The organism is Gemmata sp. SH-PL17 (assembly GCF_001610855.1).
Classification (GTDB): domain Bacteria; phylum Planctomycetota; class Planctomycetia; order Gemmatales; family Gemmataceae; genus Gemmata; species Gemmata massiliana.
In genome coordinates this window covers 4687362-4705387 of the sequence record NZ_CP011271.1, presented here as the reverse complement: position 1 = coordinate 4705387, position 18026 = coordinate 4687362, and the positions used below count along the sequence as shown (strand labels likewise).

The following is an 18026-nucleotide window of genomic DNA, read 5'->3' as shown; positions in this document are numbered from 1 at the left end:
ATGGCTAAACCGCGAACCGAACTCGTGACGCGGTCTGTCCCTTCGCTTATCATCGTCCGCCATGCAGCACACACAACCGCAGTCTCTGCCGCGCGTGATCGGCCCGTGGATCGCGACCGCGATCATCGTCGGCACGGTCATCGGGTCCGGCGTGTTCGTGAAGGGCCGTAAGGTCGCGGACAACGTACCCGAGTTCGGACTCGCGATGGGGGTTTGGGTGCTCGGTGGGCTGCTCGCCTTACTCGGTGCGCTCGCACTCGCGGAGATCGCGGTTCTGTTCCCGAAGGCTGGTGGGAACTACGTGTTCTTGCGCGAGGGGTACGGCCGGATGGCCGGGTTCCTGTGGGGGTGGGTCGAGTTCTGGATCATCCGCGCGGCATCGGCCGCGGCGCTCGCCACCATGTTCACCGAGTCGTTTCATGACGTGCTGCGCCAGACGCTTTACCCGGGGCAGACGGTCGAAGTGCTGTCGTTCTGGTTGCGTCAGCTTCTGACCGCGTCCGTTATCATGGGACTCGCGGTCGTAAACGCACGCGGCACGCTGCTCGGTGGGCGCGTTCAGTTTGCGATTACCGTGCTCAAAGTGACTTCGCTGCTATTCATCATCGTGTTGCCGTTCGCTGTGTACGCGATGGTCTCCGAGCCAACGCACCCGCCCAAAGTCGCGCACCTCAGCCCCACGTGGCCGTCGGACCCGTTCGGCATCAACTGGAGCGGGTTCGGGGTCGCGCTGGTCGGGGTGCTGTGGGCGTACAACGGCTGGATGAACATCGCCCCGGTTGCCGGGGAAGTGAAAGAACCGCACCGCAACATCCCGATCGCACTGATGGCCGGCGTGTTCATCCTGATCGCGCTCTATTGCGGGGCAAATTTCTCGTACCAACTCGTACTGTCGCGTGACGAAATCATCGCGAAGAACGCAGCGGGCGAACTCTCGAAAACGCCACTCGCTACCGAATTCTGCGCGGTCCTGCTTGGACCGTTCGGGGTGCTACTCGCGTCCGCGATCGTGATGACGTCCGTCCTCGGCGCGCTCAACGGGAACCTGCTCGTCGGTCCGCGTCTGCTTTACGCGATGGGCGAAGACCGGCTCGCGCCCGCGAAACTCGCTGCGATCCACCCGCGTTACCGCACACCCGCACTCGCGACGATTGTTGTGGCGAGCTGGTCCGCGCTACTCGTGCTTTGTGTGGGCGCGCTGACGCAGTATCGCGTTCCTGTGTTGCCACTCGGATTCGCCGAACTGGACCTCAACGTCCCGCCCGGGAAATCGCCGTTCGACATCATGACGGACTTCGTGATTTTCGGCTCGGTCACGTTCGAGACACTAGCGGTGGCGACGATCTTCACGTTCCGCCGACGCATCCCGGTCACGGCCGAAAATCGACCGTATCGCTGTTGGGGTTACCCGCTCGTTCCAGCGCTGTACGTCGCGATTATGGGGTTGGTGCTCCTCAACTTCTTTGTGAACCCGGAATCGCGGACGGAAGCGCTGGTCGGTATGGGCTTTATTGCGAGCGGGGCCGTGGTCTACGGGTTGTTTTTCCGGGGTCCGAAACAGTGACGTGGCGCGAGCAACTCGAAGGCGACGGCTTCACGTTTCTTCGCGGTGTATTCGCCTCCAAAACTGTCGCTGCTGCGCTCGCGGAATGGGAGACGATCACTCACCGGCACGCGACCGATGAGGCCGTTCTGACGGGCGAATCCGGACCGGCTTACGGTGCCCGCAACCTGCTCGATTTGTGGCCGGGCGTAGTGGACCTGCTTCGCGTCGAACCGCTGCTCGGCGCGTTACTCGATGTACTCGGTGCGAACGCGGGTGTGGTGCGGGTGCTGTACTTCGACAAGCCGCCCGGTCATTCGTGGGCGCTACCGTGGCACAAGGACTACAGCATTGCGGTGCGCGCGAACGGCCCTACGACGCTATTTACCAAGCCGACGACCAAAGCCGGTGTGCCACACGTCATTGCGCCGCAAATTGTGCTCGATCGGGTGGTTACGGTTCGCATCCACCTCGACGATATGACACCCGATAACGGACCGCTCCGGGTGATTCCTGGTTCGCACCGCTTCTACAACCAAACCAACGACGAACCACGCGACCCGGTGACGCTCGAATGCCGTGGGGGGGACGTGTTACTGATGCGCCCGCTCGTCACACACGCGAGCGGGCACAGTAAGGTCGACGCCGGCTTGCATCGGCGCATCGTTCACCTCGAATGTGCCGCGGACGCTGTACTGCCGGACGGGTACGAGTGGAAGTGGTACTCGCGAGTATCCACCTCGAAGCCCGGATGCCCGTAGCCCGGAGTTGGCTACGGGCATCCGCGCGATCACTTCTTCTTTTTCTTGGGCGACTTGTCTTCGGGTTTCTCGCTCTTGTTGTCGGGCTTTTCTTTTGTGACCAGCTTACTCTTCGCCGGGGGAGCGGTCGCAGATGGGGCGACCACGAAACCCGCGTCCTTGAGCGGGGCGATGAGTTTTTCGGCCTCTGAGCGGGCTTCGGGACTGTCGACGTGGGCTAGGGCGATCACCGAGTACCAGTAGCGCTCGCGGTCGCGTGGGGAGAGCGTATCCGGATCGGCTCCCGCTTCGCGCCCGAGTTCGGGGTCGTAGCGGAGCGCTTTGAGGAGCGCGGCGAGGGCGCGCCAGGTGACGCCGGCGGAGACTTTCGTCCCGTCCGGCTTGCTGATCGTGCGCCCGATGGCGATGTGAAGCAGCCCACGAAACCGGCCGGTCGTAAGGCCGGCCGCACGCGCCGCTTCCAGCAACTCTCGGATGCCGTCCATTCCGTGACCCCGTACCCGGTCGGTGACCCGATCCCGCTCTGACCCGGGTGTGATGATCCGGGCCGCCCCCGGAATTACACTCGGCGGTACAGTCGGATGCAATTCGCCCATTTTACCAACTCAGCGAGTTTATACCCAAAGGTGCTATCTCGCCGCATCTTTTCGTCTTGCTGAGGGGGAATGTTGCAGTCCGGCTTGGTGATCCTCCGGCTTTTTCTCTATCGGCCACGTTACAACCCGCGGCCCAATCGTGAGTTAGTCCGGAAGTGCGGCCTTCAACAGTCGGGCCGCTTGTTCCGGTTCGTCCGCGGTCGAGATCGCCGAACTGACGGCGATTCGTTTCGCCCCCACCGCGACCACCTCGGCGATGTTCGTGGAACTGATCCCACCCAGTGCAAACGCTGGTATTGAAGACTCCGCGCTCGCTGCGCGAACAAATTCTAAACCCGGGAAGTGATCGAACGTTTTGGTGCGCGATGGGAACGTCGGCCCGATGCCGATGTAGTCCGCGCCGTCCAGAACCGCTTGACGGAGTTGTTCGATCGAGTGCGTACTCACGCCGATGAGGGCGTCCGGGCCGACGATCCGGCGCGCGTCCTTCACGCACAGGTCGTCTTGCCCCAAGTGAACGCCGTCCGCCTCGCACAGTTTCGCGATGTCGGGGCGGTCGTTGATGATGAAGAGCGTGCCGGTTTCGCGCGTCCACTGGCGAACGTTCCGGGCGCACTCGATCAACTCGCGGTCCGATAACGTTTTTTCGCGGAGTTGGAACACGTTCGCCCCGCCGCGTGCAGCTTCACGGATCGTCCAGTCGAGGGCCGAGACGCACTGTGATCGTGTGAGAAGCACGTACAGGTTCGCAGCCGCGAGGCGCTCCCGGCTCACAGCGCCGAGCGAAATCGCTCGTTCAAGCGTGTAGCTGCGGTAACGGATCGCTTCGAGTTCGCGCCCGAGTTCGGGGCCGAACACTTTCCCGAACTCTTCGAGGCTTCGGAGCGATTCCTGGAGCCGCTTCAGGTTCACGATTGCGACGTGGGCGGGCGAAGTACGCTCGTACTCGTTCCCTGCGGTCGCGGTAGTGCCCACGTCGCGCAGTGTTTCGCGGGCGGCGAGCAGCATTCGTTGCGGAAGTTTCTGTGAGGCGGACGCGAGGCCGTGACGCAGCTCCTTCACCTGTTGTGTGAGGAACTGATCATCGAGCACGAACCGGCAGTAGTCCTCCAGCACGCGGGCCGCTTCGCGTGCGCGATTGAAGCTCGCGTCCAGCACGCGGCCCGCGTCCATTTCGGCCGTTGCACCGGGTACCTCGAAGACGGCCAGTTGTACGTCCGGTTCCTGGGCGTCGGGCGCGGTTTTGGTCAGAATTCGTTCAAGTCGATCCGGGCCGAAGCCGGCAGTTGTGACTTCCGCACGGAAGACCGGGTGCGCGTTCAGTACAGCGATCAGAAACGCATCGGTCAGAAACTCGGGATCATGTCGAAACGTGATCGACCACGCGCGGGCCGCGTTGAACAGTACGGAAGTATCAGGCGCAACAGGGCTTTCGGTTCGTTCGAGCCACTCGCGGGTCTGCGAGACGGACAGCCCGGTGTGTTCGAGCAGCACCGCCGGGCGCCCCTCGTCCTCCTCAAGTAGCGCCAACACAAAGTGCGCGAGGCGCACCGGTTCCGAGCCGAGCCGATCGGCCCATACCCGTGCTCCCGCGACTGCTCGTTCCACGCCCGGACTGGTCTGGTGCATAGCTCCGTTCTCTCGTGCGACGAACACATTGTACCACTCCAGGCGTTACAGCCGGAGCGACCCGTCGCTCGCGGGCGGATCGTGTCGGTTCGTGGGCTGTCGCGGTCCAGCCCGATTGGACAAGTGACGATGAAAGTGGGGACGAACGGACTCGTCGCCTTTGAAGTGCCAGGGGACGGACATGCAACTGCCAGCACGAACTCCCAAACTCGCCGTCCGGCTGCTGGCCGGTATCGCTCCACTCTCGATCGTGGTCGGCGCGACGCTGAACGCCCAACCCAAACAGAATCCGCTGCCGGCCCCCGCTCCGCTCCCGGTCCAGCCGGAACCGGCGAAGAACGGGGCTGACAAGTTCGTCGAAACCGGACCGGAGCTGACGCTCGGCGAGTGTATCGCGATCGCACTGGAGCGCCAGCCGTCGCTGAAGGCCGTCAAGGACAGCGCCGCGGCGACCGAAGCGGGGTACCGCGCACTCACGAACTTCGGCACCGCGAGTACCCTCATCAGTCCGGATCTCGACATCCGGAAGCAGCAGGCGAAGCGCGGACTGATGGCCACCTCCGCAGAGTACCAGAAGCTCCACAACGAGGTCGTGCAGGACGTTACCCGCCTCTACTACACCTCGGTCTACGCGAAGCAACAGCTGCAACTCGCGGACCGTGTCGTGTTTCGACTCAATAACTTGGTCGACATTGCGGAGGTATTCCTCAAGGAAACCCCTGCGAAAGACCTCGGGGATTTCAACCTCGGCAAGCTCCAGGTGATGAAGAGCGGATTGCTCGACGCGAAGAAGCTCCAGACATCGGCGCGGGTCGGACGACAGAAGGCGCTCGCGGCGTTGCGCGAGGTGATGGCCGTGGACGCTCGCACGTTCCCGTTCCGGGTGAAGGACCAGGAATTGCCGATCATGAGCCAGAAGGAGCCGCTGGACGCGGACCGCGTAAAGGAACTCGCGCTGGAGCGGCGCCCGGAACTCGTGCTGGCGGCGGCTGGGGTAGACGCATTCCGGCTCGAAGTGTACGCACAGGGCCGGATTCCCTTCAAGCGTGTGGTCCCGACGCTCGCCTCGGGCGCGGACATCAAATCGAAGGAAATTCCGCAAGCGAACCGTGGTACAGATTATCGCCCGGGGGGGATCATCCCCGAAATGCCGCCGCAACTGGTCGGGAGCAAGTTCGACCGCGTGTGTCGGGCGATGGCCTTCGCCCAGCGCGCGGAATCGGTCTACGACAAGGCGCGCAATCTCATCATTCTCGAAGCTGACAGTGCGTACTCCGACTTTGAAGAGGCGTCCGAGCGGCTCGGGTACTCGATCCAGCAGTTCAAACTCAGCAAAGAGATTCAGGAAAACGCCCGGGCATCAGCAGAGATCATCAAGGCGAAGGACCAACTTGTTCAAGCCGAGGTGATTGCGGCGCGGGCACAGTCGGAATACGTCGAAGCGGTGTACAAGTACCTGCTCGCGCTCGCCGCGCTGGAGCGGGTCACCGCCGGCGGGATCTTCCCGACGTTTCCGGATCGTTAATCGCACAAGTCCGAGTTCCGAGTTCCACCTCAAGCGAAGACACCACTGCGGAGCGGGCGCCGGAGAACCGGCGCGGGCGGACGTGGCGCAGAGCCTGAAACACTGAGAATCTGGGATTGGTCGCTTGGGGCTTGGGGCTCGAAACTTTTGACAAAGGGGTGTCACGTGGGGCGCGCTTACGGGTCGTTACTCGGGTTTCTGCTACCGGTCGCGGTGGCGGTGGTTTCCGCGGCGCCGGTCGCGCGTGCGGCCGAACCGCAGCCGCTGAAGATCGGCTTGCCGGAGAGCATGTTTAGCGGGTTGCCGCACGCCATCGTTCAACGAGCCTCCCGGCCGTTCCAGACGATGTTCGAGAAGCAGTCCGGGCTGAAGGGCGAGATCGCCGTCGGCCGCGACTACGCGGACCTCTCCGACCAACTGCGGGGCGGCAAGATCGACGTCGCCGTGCTGCACGGGTTCGAGTACGCCTGGGTGAAACAGCACGCGGACCTCGTGCCTCTCGTGGTCACGGTGCCCGGGAACAAGATCCAGGCGGTGCTCGTGGTGAACGCGAACTCGAAGATCAAGTCCGCAGTCGACCTCAAGGGCGATTCGGTCGCGATCCCCGTCGGCACGAAGGCCCACTGTCGGCTCTATCTCGAGCGCCTCAAACTGACGCTGCCGGACGGCGCGTGTGGCGTGGCGGCGCTCAAGGGCAAGTCGGTCGAGGACGCGCTCGACGCGGTCTCCGACGACCTGTGCCCGGCCGCACTGGTGGACGCCGCGGCCCTCGTCACGTATCAGAAGCTGAAGCCGGGTGCGGGGGCACAGTTGAAGGTGCTCGCGCAATCCGAGGCGTTCCCGTCGGGCGTCGTGCTGTACCGGAAGGATGCGTTCGACGCCGGGACCGCCAAGAAGATCCGCGACGGGTTGATTAAGGGCGTGGACACGGCCGAGGGGCAGTTGCTCACGAGCCTCTGGCGGCTCAAGGGGTTCGAGGAAGCGACCCCGCAGTACCAGGCGGAACTGGAGAAGTGCCTGAAGGCGTACCCCGCGCCGAAGCAGAAGTAGCCCTCTCCTTGCACGCAACCGCGCACGTTCCACCAAGCCCCACGTGCGCTCCAACCGCTACGCCAGGCGCCCCCTCTCAACCCTCGCACCCGCGGGGGTTGTTCGCGCTTTCGGGGAGCCTTCCAACCTTCCGCTTTTTGCCGATTCGGATATATTACATTAAAGTGGTCGGGTGTTCAGTTTATCCCGAGAGCTTATTTATTCCCCCTCCCTCACCATAAAAGGCGGGAGCCGAACCAGAGGGCTTCACCCCAAACGAACCGCGGTTTTTGATTCCTCCCGGAGTTGAAGGAGGGGTCGGGGAGAGGTCTCGGAGAGCGCTATGGCCGAGTCGATCGAAACGGTTTCTATTGCCAGCGAGGTGCGGACCCGGTTCCTCACATACGCGATGTCCGTGGTGAGTGGACGCGCGCTGCCGGACGTGCGCGACGGCCTCAAACCGGTTCAGCGCCGCATCCTCTACGCGATGTCGAACGACCTGAACTTGAGTTTCGATCGCAAGGCGCTGAAGTGTGCCAAGATCGTCGGCGAGGTGATGGGTAACTACCACCCGCACGGCGACGGCGCGCTGTACGAGGCGCTCGTGCGCATGTCGCAGAGCTGGGTGCTCCGCGTGCCGCTCGTGTACGGGCAGGGGAATTTCGGCTCTGTCGATGGTGATCCGCCCGCGGCGTACCGGTACACGGAGGCGAAACTCACGCGCCAGGCCGAGATGCTGCTCGACGAACTCGGGCAGCAAACGGTTGATTTCAACCCGAGTTACGACGGCACGCGCCAGGAACCGAGTGTGCTCCCCGCGCAGTTCCCGAACCTCCTGGTGAACGGGACCGCGGGCATCGCGGTGGGGATGGCGACGCAGATCCCGCCGCACAACCTCGGCGAAGTGCTCCGAGGGTGCGTGCTCCTGATCGACAACCCGGACGCGAGCGTCGCGAACCTGCTCGACAAGATCAAGGGGCCGGACTTCCCGCTTGGTGGGAAGATCCTCGCGGACCGCGCCACACTGCGCAAGATCTACGAGGAAGGTACCGGAACAATCAAAGTTCAGGCCGAGTGGAAAGAAGAAGAGTACGAGCGGGGCAAGTCGCAGATCGTCGTCACGTCCATCCCCTACGGCGTGAACAAGGGCGATCTGGAAAACACCATCGGCGCGATCATCGACCAGCGCAAGCTGCCGCAACTGACGGGGCAGGCGAACGAGTCCAACGAGAAGGACGGGTTGCGGCTCGTGCTAGAGGTCAAGGCCGGCACCGATCCCAACTTGGTGATGGCGTACCTGTACAAGCACACCGAGTTGCAGAAATCGTTCTCGTACAACGTGACCGCGCTCGTCCCCAACGAGGACGGCACGCGGATGGTCCCGAAGGACGGCCTGAGCCTCAAGGATCTGCTCCGACACTTCCTCGATTTCCGTCTCGCGACCGTGCGGCGCCGGTTCGAGTATCAACTGCGCCAGCTCCGCAAGCGGATTCATATCCTCGAAGGCTTTGCGATTATCTTCAACGCGCTCGATCGCGCCATCAAAATCATCCGCGAATCGAGCGGCAAGCCGGACGCGGCCGAGAAGCTGAAGTCCACCTTCAAGCTCGACGACGAGCAAGTGGGCGCGATCCTGGACTCGCAGCTCTACAAGATCGCGCAGATGGAGATCAAGAAGATCCTGGACGAACTCGCGGAGAAGAAGAAGCAGGCAAAGGAGATCGAGGCCATCCTCGCGTCGGAAAAGAAGCTCTGGGGCGTTATCAAGGGCGAGCTGGAAAAACTGATCGAGAACTTTCCCGAGCGCCGGAAGACGCGGATGGCGTCCGACGAGGACGTGCTTACGTTCGATGAAGAAGCGTACATCGTGCGCGAAAATACGAACGTGGTACTCACGCGCAACGGGCGCATCAAGCGCGTGGGGCGTCTGGCCGCGGTCGAGAGCACGCGCGTCGAAGAGGGCGACGAGGTTGTCGCGGTAATCCCGGGGAGCACGCTCGATCACGTCGCGTTCTTTGCCGATGACGGCGCAGCGTACACGATGCGGATCAACGAGGTGCCCGCGACCGCGGGGTACGGCGAGCCGATCACCAAGTTCTTCAAACTCGGCGACGGCGTGAAGGTCGTGGCCGCGGTGAGCACTGATCCGCGCTTCACACCCGCGGACGCGGCGGCCCGGGGTGACACCCCCGGCGGCCCGTTCCTGGTCGTATGCACGCGCAACGGGTTCGTACTGCGGCTCCCGGTGACCGCGTTCCGGACGGAGTCCACGAAGGTCGGTCGGCGCTTCGTGAAACTCGAAACGGGTGATAAGGTGGTGATGGTGCGGCTCGTGGGCGCCGAAGAGGGCCTGATGCTCGCAACCACCGGTGGGTACGTCACACACTTCCCGTTGGATCAGATTTCGATCCTCTCCGGCGCGGGTAAGGGCGTGATCGGGATCGAACTGGACCCGAAGGACGATTGTTTGGGCGGCGTTCTGGTCGGTGGCCGGTTCGACAAACTTGTCGTTGAAACCGAGAACGGAAAGACCCAGGATTTCGGCCCGGGTGCGATCAAGAGCCGGAAGCGCGGGGCGAAGGGCGAAAAACCCGGAGCGCGGACCAAGTTCACGCGGGTCGTCCCGCCGACGATCGAGTTGGCCGACTGGGACGCGGTCGAAGGGAAGAAGCCCAAAGACGACGCGAAATCGGACTGATACGAACTGATCGGGCGGCACGCGCTGCCCGTTCCTCATAACGGTGGGCCACGCCCACTCCACAAGACACGCAACCGAGTGGGGATCGAATCACAATGAGCGCACTTACCGCTGGTCGCGCGGCGGCGTACCGCACCGAAGACATTCAGGTTCTCGAAGGGCTGGAACCGGTCCGCAAGCGCCCCGCGATGTACATCGGCGGCGTGGACGGGAAGGGGCTGCACCACCTCACGTGGGAAATCCTCGACAACGCCGTCGACGAGTACATCAACGGGTTCGCGGACCACATCACGATCACGCTGCACAAGTCCGGGCATGCGATCACCGTGACGGACAACGGGCGCGGCATCCCGATCGACATGCACCCGAAGCACAAGAAGACCGGCTTGGAACTTGTGCTCACGGTGCTGCACGCTGGTGGAAAATTCGGCGAGTCCGACAGCGGATATATCAACTCCGGCGGGTTGCACGGCGTCGGCGCATCAGTCGTGAACGCGCTCTCGAAGAAGCTCGTCGCCACCGTGCGGCGCGACGGATTCGAGTACCGCCAGGAGTACGCGAAGGGCACGCCGCTCGCGAAACTGGAAAAAGTGGGTCCGTTCCGCGGGCACGGCACGAGCATCTACTTCGAGCCTGATGATACCATCTTCAAGACGGTGCGCTTCGACCCGGACGTCATCAAAGCCCGACTGGAAGACACCTCGTTCGTCCACAGCGGGCTGAAGATCACGTACAAGAACGAGGTCAGTGGCGAGACGATCGAACTCGCGAATCCCGGCGGGTTGCCCGCGTTTCTCACGAAGCTCGTGCGGGACGGGCAGAAGCCGACCGTGACCGAGGCCGCGTTCGCTGCAACGCGCGAAACCGGCGACCGGATCGAGGTCGCGCTCCAGTGGACAGAATCGACCGACGAGGTGTATCGGTCCTACGCGAACGGTATCCGCACGCCGCAGGGCGGCACGCACGAAAACGGCCTTAAGAGCGCGCTGCGGAAGGCGGTCACCAGTTACATCGACACGCACGATATCAAGGTGAAGGGGCTGAAGATCACCGCGGACGACATCCGCGAGGGCGTGGTCGCGGTGCTGTCGGTGTTCCTCCGCGACCCGATGTTCCAGTCGCAGACGAAGGACAAGCTGACGAACACCGAGATGGAGAACGCGGTCGATAACTTCGTCCGCCCCGCGCTCGAAGCGTGGCTGAACAACAACAAGACCGCGGCGGACGCGATCGTCGGGCGCATCGTGATCGCGGCGCGCATGCGCGAGGCGTCGCGTGCGGCGAAGGAAGAGGTGAAGCGCAAGGCGCCGGGCAGCAAGCGCCTGAGCCTCCCAGGTAAACTCGCGGACTGCAAATCGACCGACCGCGACGAGACGGAACTGTTCATCGTGGAAGGTGATTCGGCCGGTGGATCGGCCAAACAGGGCCGCAACAACAACACGCAGGCCGTTCTCCCACTGCGCGGGAAGATCTTGAACTGTGAGGGGTTACCCCCTGCGAAAGTGCTGACCAACCAGGAAATCGCGGACCTTGTCACCGCGATCGGCACCGGGATCGCCGACAAGTTTAATTTCGGCAACCTGCGCTACGGCAAAATCATTCTGCTGATGGACGCCGACGCCGACGGGTGTCACATCACGACGCTCATGCTCGACTTCTTCTTCCGCATGATGCCCGAATTGGTGAACAAGGGGCACGTCTATATCGGCCAACCGCCGCTCTATCGCGTGAATGTCGGGAAGGACATCCACTGGGTTCAGGACGACACCGCGAAAGAAGAACTGCTCGAAAAGTTGCAAAAAGCCAACCGCAAGTTCGAGGTGACGCGGTTCAAGGGCTTGGGCGAAATGGACGCGAAGGATCTTGCCTCAACGACCCTCGACCGCAGAACGCGGACACTTTTGAGGGTGAAGGTCGAAGAGGGAGATAACCTCGTAACGGACCGGACCTTCGTCGACCTGCTCGGTAAGGACGCGGCGGCGCGCTACAAGTTCATCATGGAAAAGGCCGAGCAAACGGTCACAGAAGAACTGGACGTGTAACGCGCGGGACGAGGGCTCACTTCGCGCGAACGCTCGACAAGCCGCCGTCGACACTGATCACCTGACCGGTGACCCATGTCGTTGCCGGGTCGAGCAGCCACGCCAGCACGGAAGCCACGTCGCCGGGTTCGCCGATGCGGCCCAAGGGGTGCATCGCGGTGGACGCTTTCAGGGTGGCTTCGCTCGAGGTCAGCCGCTCCGCGAGTGGCGTGCGGACCAGCCCCGGGGCGACCGCGTTCACGCGAATGTTCCGGGCCGCGTAGGTCGCCGCGGCGGAGATCACCAGCCCGTTGATCCCGCCCTTCGCCGCCGCGACGGCCTCGTGGTTCGCCAGCCCGATCTTCGTAGCGACGGTGGACATTAGGACCACCGACCCGCCGCCCGTCAGCGCTTTCGCCGCGGCCCGCAAGACGTGAAACGCCGTGAGGAGGTTCACCGCGAGCGTGTCACCAAATTCCTTATCCGATGTCAAGTGAGCCGGCTTCAGCAGGATCGACCCGCAGAGGTTCGTTACGCCGTTGATCGTGCCGAAAGTGGCCGACGCGGCGGCAAAGAGGGCATCGACGGCGCCGGAATCGGTCGCGTCCGTGACGCGGGTGACGATTCCCGCGCCCCCGTTGATCGCGCGCAGTTCGTCCGCCAGGCGTTCCAACTTATCGGGATCGCGCGCGGCGAGCATGATCTGACACCGCCCGCGTGACACGAGCCGCCGGCACAGATCGGACCCGATTCCGCCGGACGCGCCGACGATAACGTAAGCGGGAGCATCGGACATGGTGTTACTTTGCCTCGCGTGAAGTTAAGTGCGCCGGGTGCGTGCGGCCCTTCCACCCGACCGGCTTGCCGGCCAGCGCACGGAAGATCGCGTACCACTGCACCGCGAGCAAAAGCAGGATCGCGACGGGGTGCAGCAACAATCCGAGCCACGATTGCCGGAATCGAATGGTCGCGTGGAGGCGGGGCTGAAGCGACACGAACCACGCCTTGCCGAGCATTGTTAGAAGGAACGGACGGGTTGATTGTTCGATTACCCGATCGAGAGGATCGGTGGCGAATTCAATGCCGCAAATGGCTGCTGTAACCACCACGACAAAGAGAGCGGGTGGGAGCACATGTCCGCAGATCAGTACGACCGTCCAGAACCCAATTTGACCCGTTGCGGCCATCCCCTCGCGAGCGTTCTTCGCCAGTCCGAACCAAACTCCGCTCGCGGAACGGTACATCCGACACGTCGCGAGGTTCGTCGCGTCACACACGTCCGTCCAGAACCCCGCTTTGCGGTAGGCACGCGGCAACGTGAGGCCGTCGTGGAACGAGGTCTTCACCGCGGCGTGCCCGCCGACCTTTTCGTAAGCGGCGCGGGTGGTCATGAACCACTGCCCGCACCCGGCGCCGAACGCGGACCAGCGGAAGTGCCGCATGCCCCACAGCGGCAGGAAGCAGAGCAGCAGCCAGTTGATGAACGGGATGAGCAGCTTTTCGAGGAGCGTGCCGGTTTCCTGTTTGGGGAACCCGCTGACCAGATCCGCGCCGCTCGCGCGGAGGAACAGGGCCATTCGCGCGAGTGCGTCCGGTGTGAGTCGCACGTCCGCATCGAGAAAGGTGAACGTGTCGTAATTTGCCAGTTTTGAGAGCGCGAAGCAGGCTTGCTGTTTGCCCGACCAACCGCTGAGAAGCGATGGCGCCGCTTCGATTCGCACGCGCGCGTCGGTCGTTGCGATCGCGCGCACAAGCTCGGCGGTGCGATCGGTACTTGCATCGTCGAGCACGATCACTTCGAGTTCGACGTGTTGGGACGCCAGTACGGAGCGCACGCAGGCTTCGATGCCGAGTTCTTCGTTTCGGGCCGGAATGAGCACGGAGATTGGTGGAACCGTCGTTGTGCCGTCGGTCGCGGCTGGCTCGCGGAAGAGAATTATGTTCCACAAGAAGAGCAGGGCAGGGACCGCCGCGCAAACGAGTGCGACCCAGGCGAGTGCGTGCAGAGTCATCACGACTTCGCCCCCAGTTCTTCGCGTGCAGTTTGATCGTGCGACGGGTCGAATTTCCGTCCGCGAACCCACGACTTCAATCGGCGCCACACATCGTACACGCCGCCGATCCCCGTTTTTCCTGCGAGCAACTCCGTAAACGCACTCGGGTCGCGCTTCATCGTTTCGGCGTTGAGGACGTCGAGATTGTGCGTGAGAGCGGCTTCGATGCGGGCCGTCCATTCTTTGCCACTCAAGCCCGGGTGCTCCGCGACCTTGAGCGGTTCGCCGACGCGCACGAGCGCTTCTGGCGTGCGCTCGGTCCAGAAAGCGTACTCGATTGCGATCGGGAGCACGGTGGCCGTGTTCAGGCGCGCGGCGAGGTGCCCGACTCCCGATTGCAACCCGAGCGGGCGCTCGCGTGCATCGGTGAATCGACCCTGTGCTGTGACCCAGAACACGCGACGCGGTTGAGAAAGAATCGCGGCGCCGGTGCGGAGGAACTCGGCCGCGCCGCGGAGCGACTTGGTATCCACGCCGACGAACCCGACGCGCTGGAAGAAACGGTACTGTTGCACCGCGACCGCGTCGATGGCTGCGAACTGGTCGCGGTCCACGAACGCGCAACTGAGCACGATCCCAATGAGCGGATCCCACCACGAGGGATGGTTCAGCACGACGAGCAGCGGGTCATCGCCGACTGCCAGCGTGTGCCCGGACTTTGATAGCCGCACCGCGTGGAAGTTCTTGCGCACGAAGCGGCAGGCGTACCGGCGGAACCCGCGGATGAGCCACGGCCAGCGGTGCGGAAGGGCGGTACTGCCCGCTGCGTTACCCCGACGCATATCACACCCGCGCCGGCTCGGGCTTCTGCGTCGGGGGAACGCTGTGCGGATTGCCTTTGGGCGCAACAGCATCCTGATCGAGCACATCCGCCGCGATCCAGCCGGACATCAGCACCATCGGCATTCCGGGGCCGGGGTGTGCTGCGCCCCCTGCTAGGTACAGCCCTTTAACGTCCGGTGACCGATTCGCGGGCTTGAACGCTCCGTTCCATTTCCCGTGACTCGCGAGGCCGTAAATCGCGCCGTTCAGCACGCGGTACCGGTCGTGAATGTCCTGCGGCGTGAGCGCGGATTCGTACACGATGCGGTCTTCGATGTCTGGCATTTGCCCGGTCGTCTTCAGCTTGTTGATGATGACGTTTCGGTATTCCGGGAGCATTCGCTTCCAGTCGTGGTGCGGGCGCAGGTATGGTGTGTGAACTAGCACGTACAGTGCGTCGCCGCCGGGCGGGGCCGTTTCGGGTTCGGTACGGGCCGTGGACGCGATGTAACACGTCGGGTCCGCGGCCGGTTCACCCCGACGGTAGATGTCGTCGAACTCCTTGTGCGGGTCCGCGGAGAACACGAAGTCGTGGTGCAACAGGTGGTCGTAAGCCTTGTTCAGCCCCAGGTAGAGCACCACACCGGAGCACGCCGGCTCGTAGGTCCGGCGCTTCTCGAAGCGCTTCGTGGCGCGAGGTGCCGTTTCGGGAAGGAGCTCGCGGTGCGTTCGCGCGCTGTCCGCGTTTGAGACGACGGCCGCGAGTTCGATCACCTCGCCACTCTCGGTTTCCACCCCACGAACGCGCCCCCCGTTCTCGTCGGTCAACACGCGCCGAATGCCCGTTTCGGTGCGGAATTCGACCCCCAATTCTTCCCCGAGTTGCACCAGCGCCTCGGGCACCGCGCGCGTTCCGCCCTTCGGGTACCAGATCCCCTCGGTCGTCTGCATGTGGGCGATGCCGCACAACACCGCGGGCGACGACTCGGGGCACGACCCGACGTACTGCGTGAAGTGGTCGAACATCTGGGCCGCACGCGCGTCCGGCACGAACTTTCGCACCGTGCCCGCGACCGACCGGCCCATCCGCATGTTCAACACGTCGCCCATCAGTTGCGCCGAGAACCCGGCGCGCCAGTCGATCATGTCGCGGACGCCACCAATGGACTTCCAAAAATAGTGGCGGTTAGAAATCTGGTGCAACCGGTCCGAGAGTGCGTGGAACCGGCGGTAGCCGTCCGCGGAGTTGGTGCCCGGCGCGTAGGCATCGAGTTTCGCGGCCATCGCGTCCACGTCTTCGACCAGATCGAGCAACGTGCCGTCGGTGAAGAAGCACCGCCATTGCGGGTCGAGGCGGATCAGTTCGAGGTAGTCTTCCATCTGCCGGCCGGCTTCGCGGAAGATGCGGCGCAGCACCGACGGGATGGTGAGGATCGTCGGCCCCATATCGAAGCGGAACCCGGCTTCGTTCAGGACGGCTGCCTTACCGCCCAGCCAGGAGCTCTTCTCAAACAGCGCCACGGCGTACCCACGCGCGGCCAGTACGCATGCGGTGGCCAGCCCACCCAGCCCGCCGCCGATCACGCCCACGCGATTCCGTTCGGTGTTCTGTGTCATAACTTTCCGTTGGTGTGATTCGTGTTCTACTACCTTCATAAACGGGGCGGTGGGTCACCAATGCGCGACCGGCGCGGGTAACTCTGCGGCCCCCGGCGCGCCGAGCCATTCCGTGTCGTGGGCGAAGTCTTCGAGCAGCAAGCGACTCGTGATGCGGGCGGATTCGTAGATCACCGGGAGCCCGCTGCCGGGGTGCGTTCCGCCGCCCACGAGGTACACGCTTTCGAGTTCGTCGAACCGGTTCCGCGGGCGCAGGTGGAGCATCTGCCCCCACGAGTGCGCGAGGCTGAACGTGGCGCCGCGGTACACGTTGTACGTGTGCTCCCAGTCCGCTGGCGTGACGATCTTCTCGAAGCGGATGCGCTTCTCCACACCCACCAGCCCGACCTTCTCCAACTGCTTCAGCAGCTTCGCGCGGAACGCGGGCGTTTCCTTCGCCCAATCGACGTTCGGGTGCTGGTGCGTGACCGGCGCGAGCACGTAGAGCGTACTCATGCCGGGGGGCGCGAGGCTCGGGTCGGTGGGCGTCGCGTTCTGCACGTAGAAGGACGGATCGTCGGACAGGACGTGCCGCTGCTCGATGTCCGCAAGGTTCTGCACGTAGTCCGCGGCGGTATGAATTGTGTGGTGCGGGAGGTCGTCGAAACGCCCCTCAACACCGAGGTACATCATGAACGTCGAGCACGAGAACTTCTTCTTCTCGATCTTCGCGTCGGTCCACTTCCGGCGCAGGTGGTTCGGCACGAGCTTCGTCATCGCGTGGGCGAAGTCCGCGTTGATGATGAGAGCGTCCGCTCGGTGCTCGCCGCTCTGCGTGCGCACGCCAACGGCCTTTCGGCCGTCGAACAGCACCTCTTTCACATCTTCGTTCGTGGTGATACGCACGCCCATTTCGCGCGCGACGCGGGCCATCCCGTCGGACACCGCGGCGCACCCGCCCATCGGGTGCCACACGCCGTACTCGTATTCGAGGAACGAGAGGATCGAGAACAGACTCGGGCAGTTGAACGGCGACATGCCCAGGTACTTGGACTGGAACGAGAACGCGAGCCGGATGCGCTCGTCGCTGAAGTACCGGCCCAGTTCCTCATCGAGCGAGGCCCACGGGCGCAGCGTCGGGAACAGCTTGATGAGTTGCCACCGGATCAGGTCGCGCCAGCCCGAGAAGGGGCGCTCCAGGCACGGCCGGAACTGCTCCATCTTCACGCGGTTGTCGGCCAGGAACCGGCGGACGTTCTGCGCGTCGCCGGGGCTGAGGCGCGCGACTTCGGTTTCGAGCTGTTCCAGGTTCGGCGTGCAGTTCAACTCGCCGCCGCCGCCGAACGCGATACGGTATTGCGGGTCGAGCCGGACCATCGGGATTTCGGTTCGCAGGTCGCGCCCGATCAGTTTGAAGATGCGATCCAGAACGCGGGGGTAGAGGAAGAACGTGGGGCCGAGGTCGAACCGAAAGCCTTGTTCTTCGATCGCGGAACACCGCCCGCCAACGTGCGACTTGCGCTCCACGACGTGAACGTCGAGTCCGGCTTTTGCCAGCAGGAGTGCTGCGGCCAAGCCGCCCGGCCCCGCGCCGATGATGAGAACGGAGTTGGGTTTGCGGGCGCGGGGCGAATGGTGTGTGCGGGCCGGGGCCGTATCGGAAGCCGTCGAGATCATGCGCGAATCCTTGCGGTACGCCGGCCGATCCGGTGGCGCGTCGGTGACAGTGTACCGGATCGGGCGTGTCCGCCAAACAAATAGCCGAACGGGACGCGGGGCGCCTTGCTCTGAGCTAAACGTTCGACCGCACAT

General features: G+C 63.7%; 13 protein-coding genes. 6 read left to right on the top strand and 7 right to left on the bottom strand.

What is annotated here, in order from left to right; translation table 11 throughout:
- The first annotated feature begins 61 nt into the window (after positions 1-61).
- A complete protein-coding gene (locus VT84_RS19450; RefSeq protein WP_239465412.1) occupies positions 62-1564 on the top strand; it encodes an APC family permease in 1503 nt (500 codons plus the stop codon).
- A complete protein-coding gene (locus tag VT84_RS19445) occupies positions 1561-2304 on the top strand; it encodes a phytanoyl-CoA dioxygenase family protein (protein WP_162271775.1) in 744 nt (247 codons plus the stop codon). The genes VT84_RS19450 and VT84_RS19445 overlap by 4 nt, the downstream gene beginning before the upstream one ends.
- 29 nt (positions 2305-2333) lie before the next feature.
- Here the strand turns inward: VT84_RS19445 and VT84_RS19440 are convergent, their stop codons facing one another.
- The gene (locus VT84_RS19440) at positions 2334-2789 is read right to left on the bottom strand and encodes a hypothetical protein (protein ID WP_052554716.1); all 456 of its coding nucleotides are present in this window, start codon (positions 2787-2789) and stop codon (positions 2334-2336) included.
- Positions 2790-3044: 255 nt separating this feature from the next.
- Complete coding sequence (locus tag VT84_RS19435; RefSeq protein ID WP_204249609.1) at positions 3045-4529, bottom strand: thiamine phosphate synthase; 1485 nt, start codon at positions 4527-4529, stop codon at positions 3045-3047.
- A gap of 181 nt (positions 4530-4710) precedes the next feature.
- Between VT84_RS19435 and VT84_RS19430 the strand changes: the two genes are divergently transcribed.
- From VT84_RS19430 to VT84_RS19415, 4 genes are all read left to right on the top strand, one after another.
- On the top strand, positions 4711-6054 hold the full coding sequence (locus tag VT84_RS19430) for a TolC family protein (protein ID WP_082840681.1): 1344 nt from the start codon (positions 4711-4713) through the stop codon (positions 6052-6054).
- A 165-nt stretch (positions 6055-6219) separates the two neighbouring features.
- Complete coding sequence (locus VT84_RS19425; protein ID WP_082840680.1) at positions 6220-7104, top strand: phosphate/phosphite/phosphonate ABC transporter substrate-binding protein; 885 nt, start codon at positions 6220-6222, stop codon at positions 7102-7104.
- Between the two features lie 322 nt (positions 7105-7426).
- A complete protein-coding gene (locus VT84_RS19420; protein WP_082840679.1) occupies positions 7427-9781 on the top strand; it encodes a DNA topoisomerase (ATP-hydrolyzing) subunit A in 2355 nt (784 codons plus the stop codon).
- A 95-nt stretch (positions 9782-9876) separates the two neighbouring features.
- Positions 9877-11823 carry a type IIA DNA topoisomerase subunit B gene (locus tag VT84_RS19415; protein ID WP_082840678.1) on the top strand — a complete coding sequence of 649 codons (1947 nt, stop codon included), beginning with the start codon at positions 9877-9879 and terminating at the stop codon, positions 11821-11823.
- Between the two features lie 16 nt (positions 11824-11839).
- On the opposite strand, the gene VT84_RS19410 is transcribed toward VT84_RS19415, so the two are convergent.
- Genes VT84_RS19410 through crtI form a run of 5 tightly spaced genes read right to left on the bottom strand, consistent with a single transcriptional unit; the run spans position 11840 to position 17891 of the window.
- Positions 11840-12598, bottom strand: coding sequence for an SDR family NAD(P)-dependent oxidoreductase (locus VT84_RS19410; RefSeq protein ID WP_082840677.1), 759 nt, complete (start codon positions 12596-12598; stop codon positions 11840-11842).
- A 4-nt stretch (positions 12599-12602) separates the two neighbouring features.
- Complete coding sequence (locus VT84_RS19405; protein ID WP_082840676.1) at positions 12603-13814, bottom strand: glycosyltransferase family 2 protein; 1212 nt, start codon at positions 13812-13814, stop codon at positions 12603-12605.
- Positions 13814-14638, bottom strand: coding sequence for a lysophospholipid acyltransferase family protein (locus tag VT84_RS19400; RefSeq protein WP_162271774.1), 825 nt, complete (start codon positions 14636-14638; stop codon positions 13814-13816). Before VT84_RS19400 ends, VT84_RS19405 begins: the two co-directional genes overlap by 1 nt.
- A gap of 1 nt (position 14639) precedes the next feature.
- Entirely contained in the window at positions 14640-16235 is a 1596-nt protein-coding gene (locus VT84_RS19395) for a phytoene desaturase family protein (RefSeq protein ID WP_052554697.1), read from the bottom strand.
- 54 nt (positions 16236-16289) lie between these two features.
- The gene (crtI, locus tag VT84_RS19390) at positions 16290-17891 is read right to left on the bottom strand and encodes a phytoene desaturase family protein (RefSeq protein WP_082840674.1); all 1602 of its coding nucleotides are present in this window, start codon (positions 17889-17891) and stop codon (positions 16290-16292) included.
- Between the last annotated feature and the right edge of the window lie 135 nt (positions 17892-18026).

Excerpts from the sequence above, each read along its gene's own strand:
- VT84_RS19395 (WP_052554697.1), bottom strand. The coding sequence starts at position 16,235 with ATGACACAGAACACCGAACGGAATCGCGTGGGCGTGATCGGCGGCGGG.
- VT84_RS19405 (WP_082840676.1), bottom strand. The coding sequence starts at position 13,814 with ATGACTCTGCACGCACTCGCCTGGGTCGCACTCGTTTGCGCGGCGGTC.
- VT84_RS19415 (WP_082840678.1), top strand. The coding sequence starts at position 9,877 with ATGAGCGCACTTACCGCTGGTCGCGCGGCGGCGTACCGCACCGAAGAC.
- VT84_RS19400 (WP_162271774.1), bottom strand. The coding sequence starts at position 14,638 with ATGCGTCGGGGTAACGCAGCGGGCAGTACCGCCCTTCCGCACCGCTGG.
- VT84_RS19450 (WP_239465412.1), top strand. The coding sequence starts at position 62 with ATGCAGCACACACAACCGCAGTCTCTGCCGCGCGTGATCGGCCCGTGG.
- VT84_RS19435 (WP_204249609.1), bottom strand. The coding sequence starts at position 4,529 with ATGCACCAGACCAGTCCGGGCGTGGAACGAGCAGTCGCGGGAGCACGG.
- VT84_RS19420 (WP_082840679.1), top strand. The coding sequence starts at position 7,427 with ATGGCCGAGTCGATCGAAACGGTTTCTATTGCCAGCGAGGTGCGGACC.
- crtI (WP_082840674.1), bottom strand. The coding sequence starts at position 17,891 with ATGATCTCGACGGCTTCCGATACGGCCCCGGCCCGCACACACCATTCG.
- VT84_RS19440 (WP_052554716.1), bottom strand. The coding sequence starts at position 2,789 with ATGGACGGCATCCGAGAGTTGCTGGAAGCGGCGCGTGCGGCCGGCCTT.
- VT84_RS19430 (WP_082840681.1), top strand. The coding sequence starts at position 4,711 with ATGCAACTGCCAGCACGAACTCCCAAACTCGCCGTCCGGCTGCTGGCC.
- VT84_RS19410 (WP_082840677.1), bottom strand. The coding sequence starts at position 12,598 with ATGTCCGATGCTCCCGCTTACGTTATCGTCGGCGCGTCCGGCGGAATC.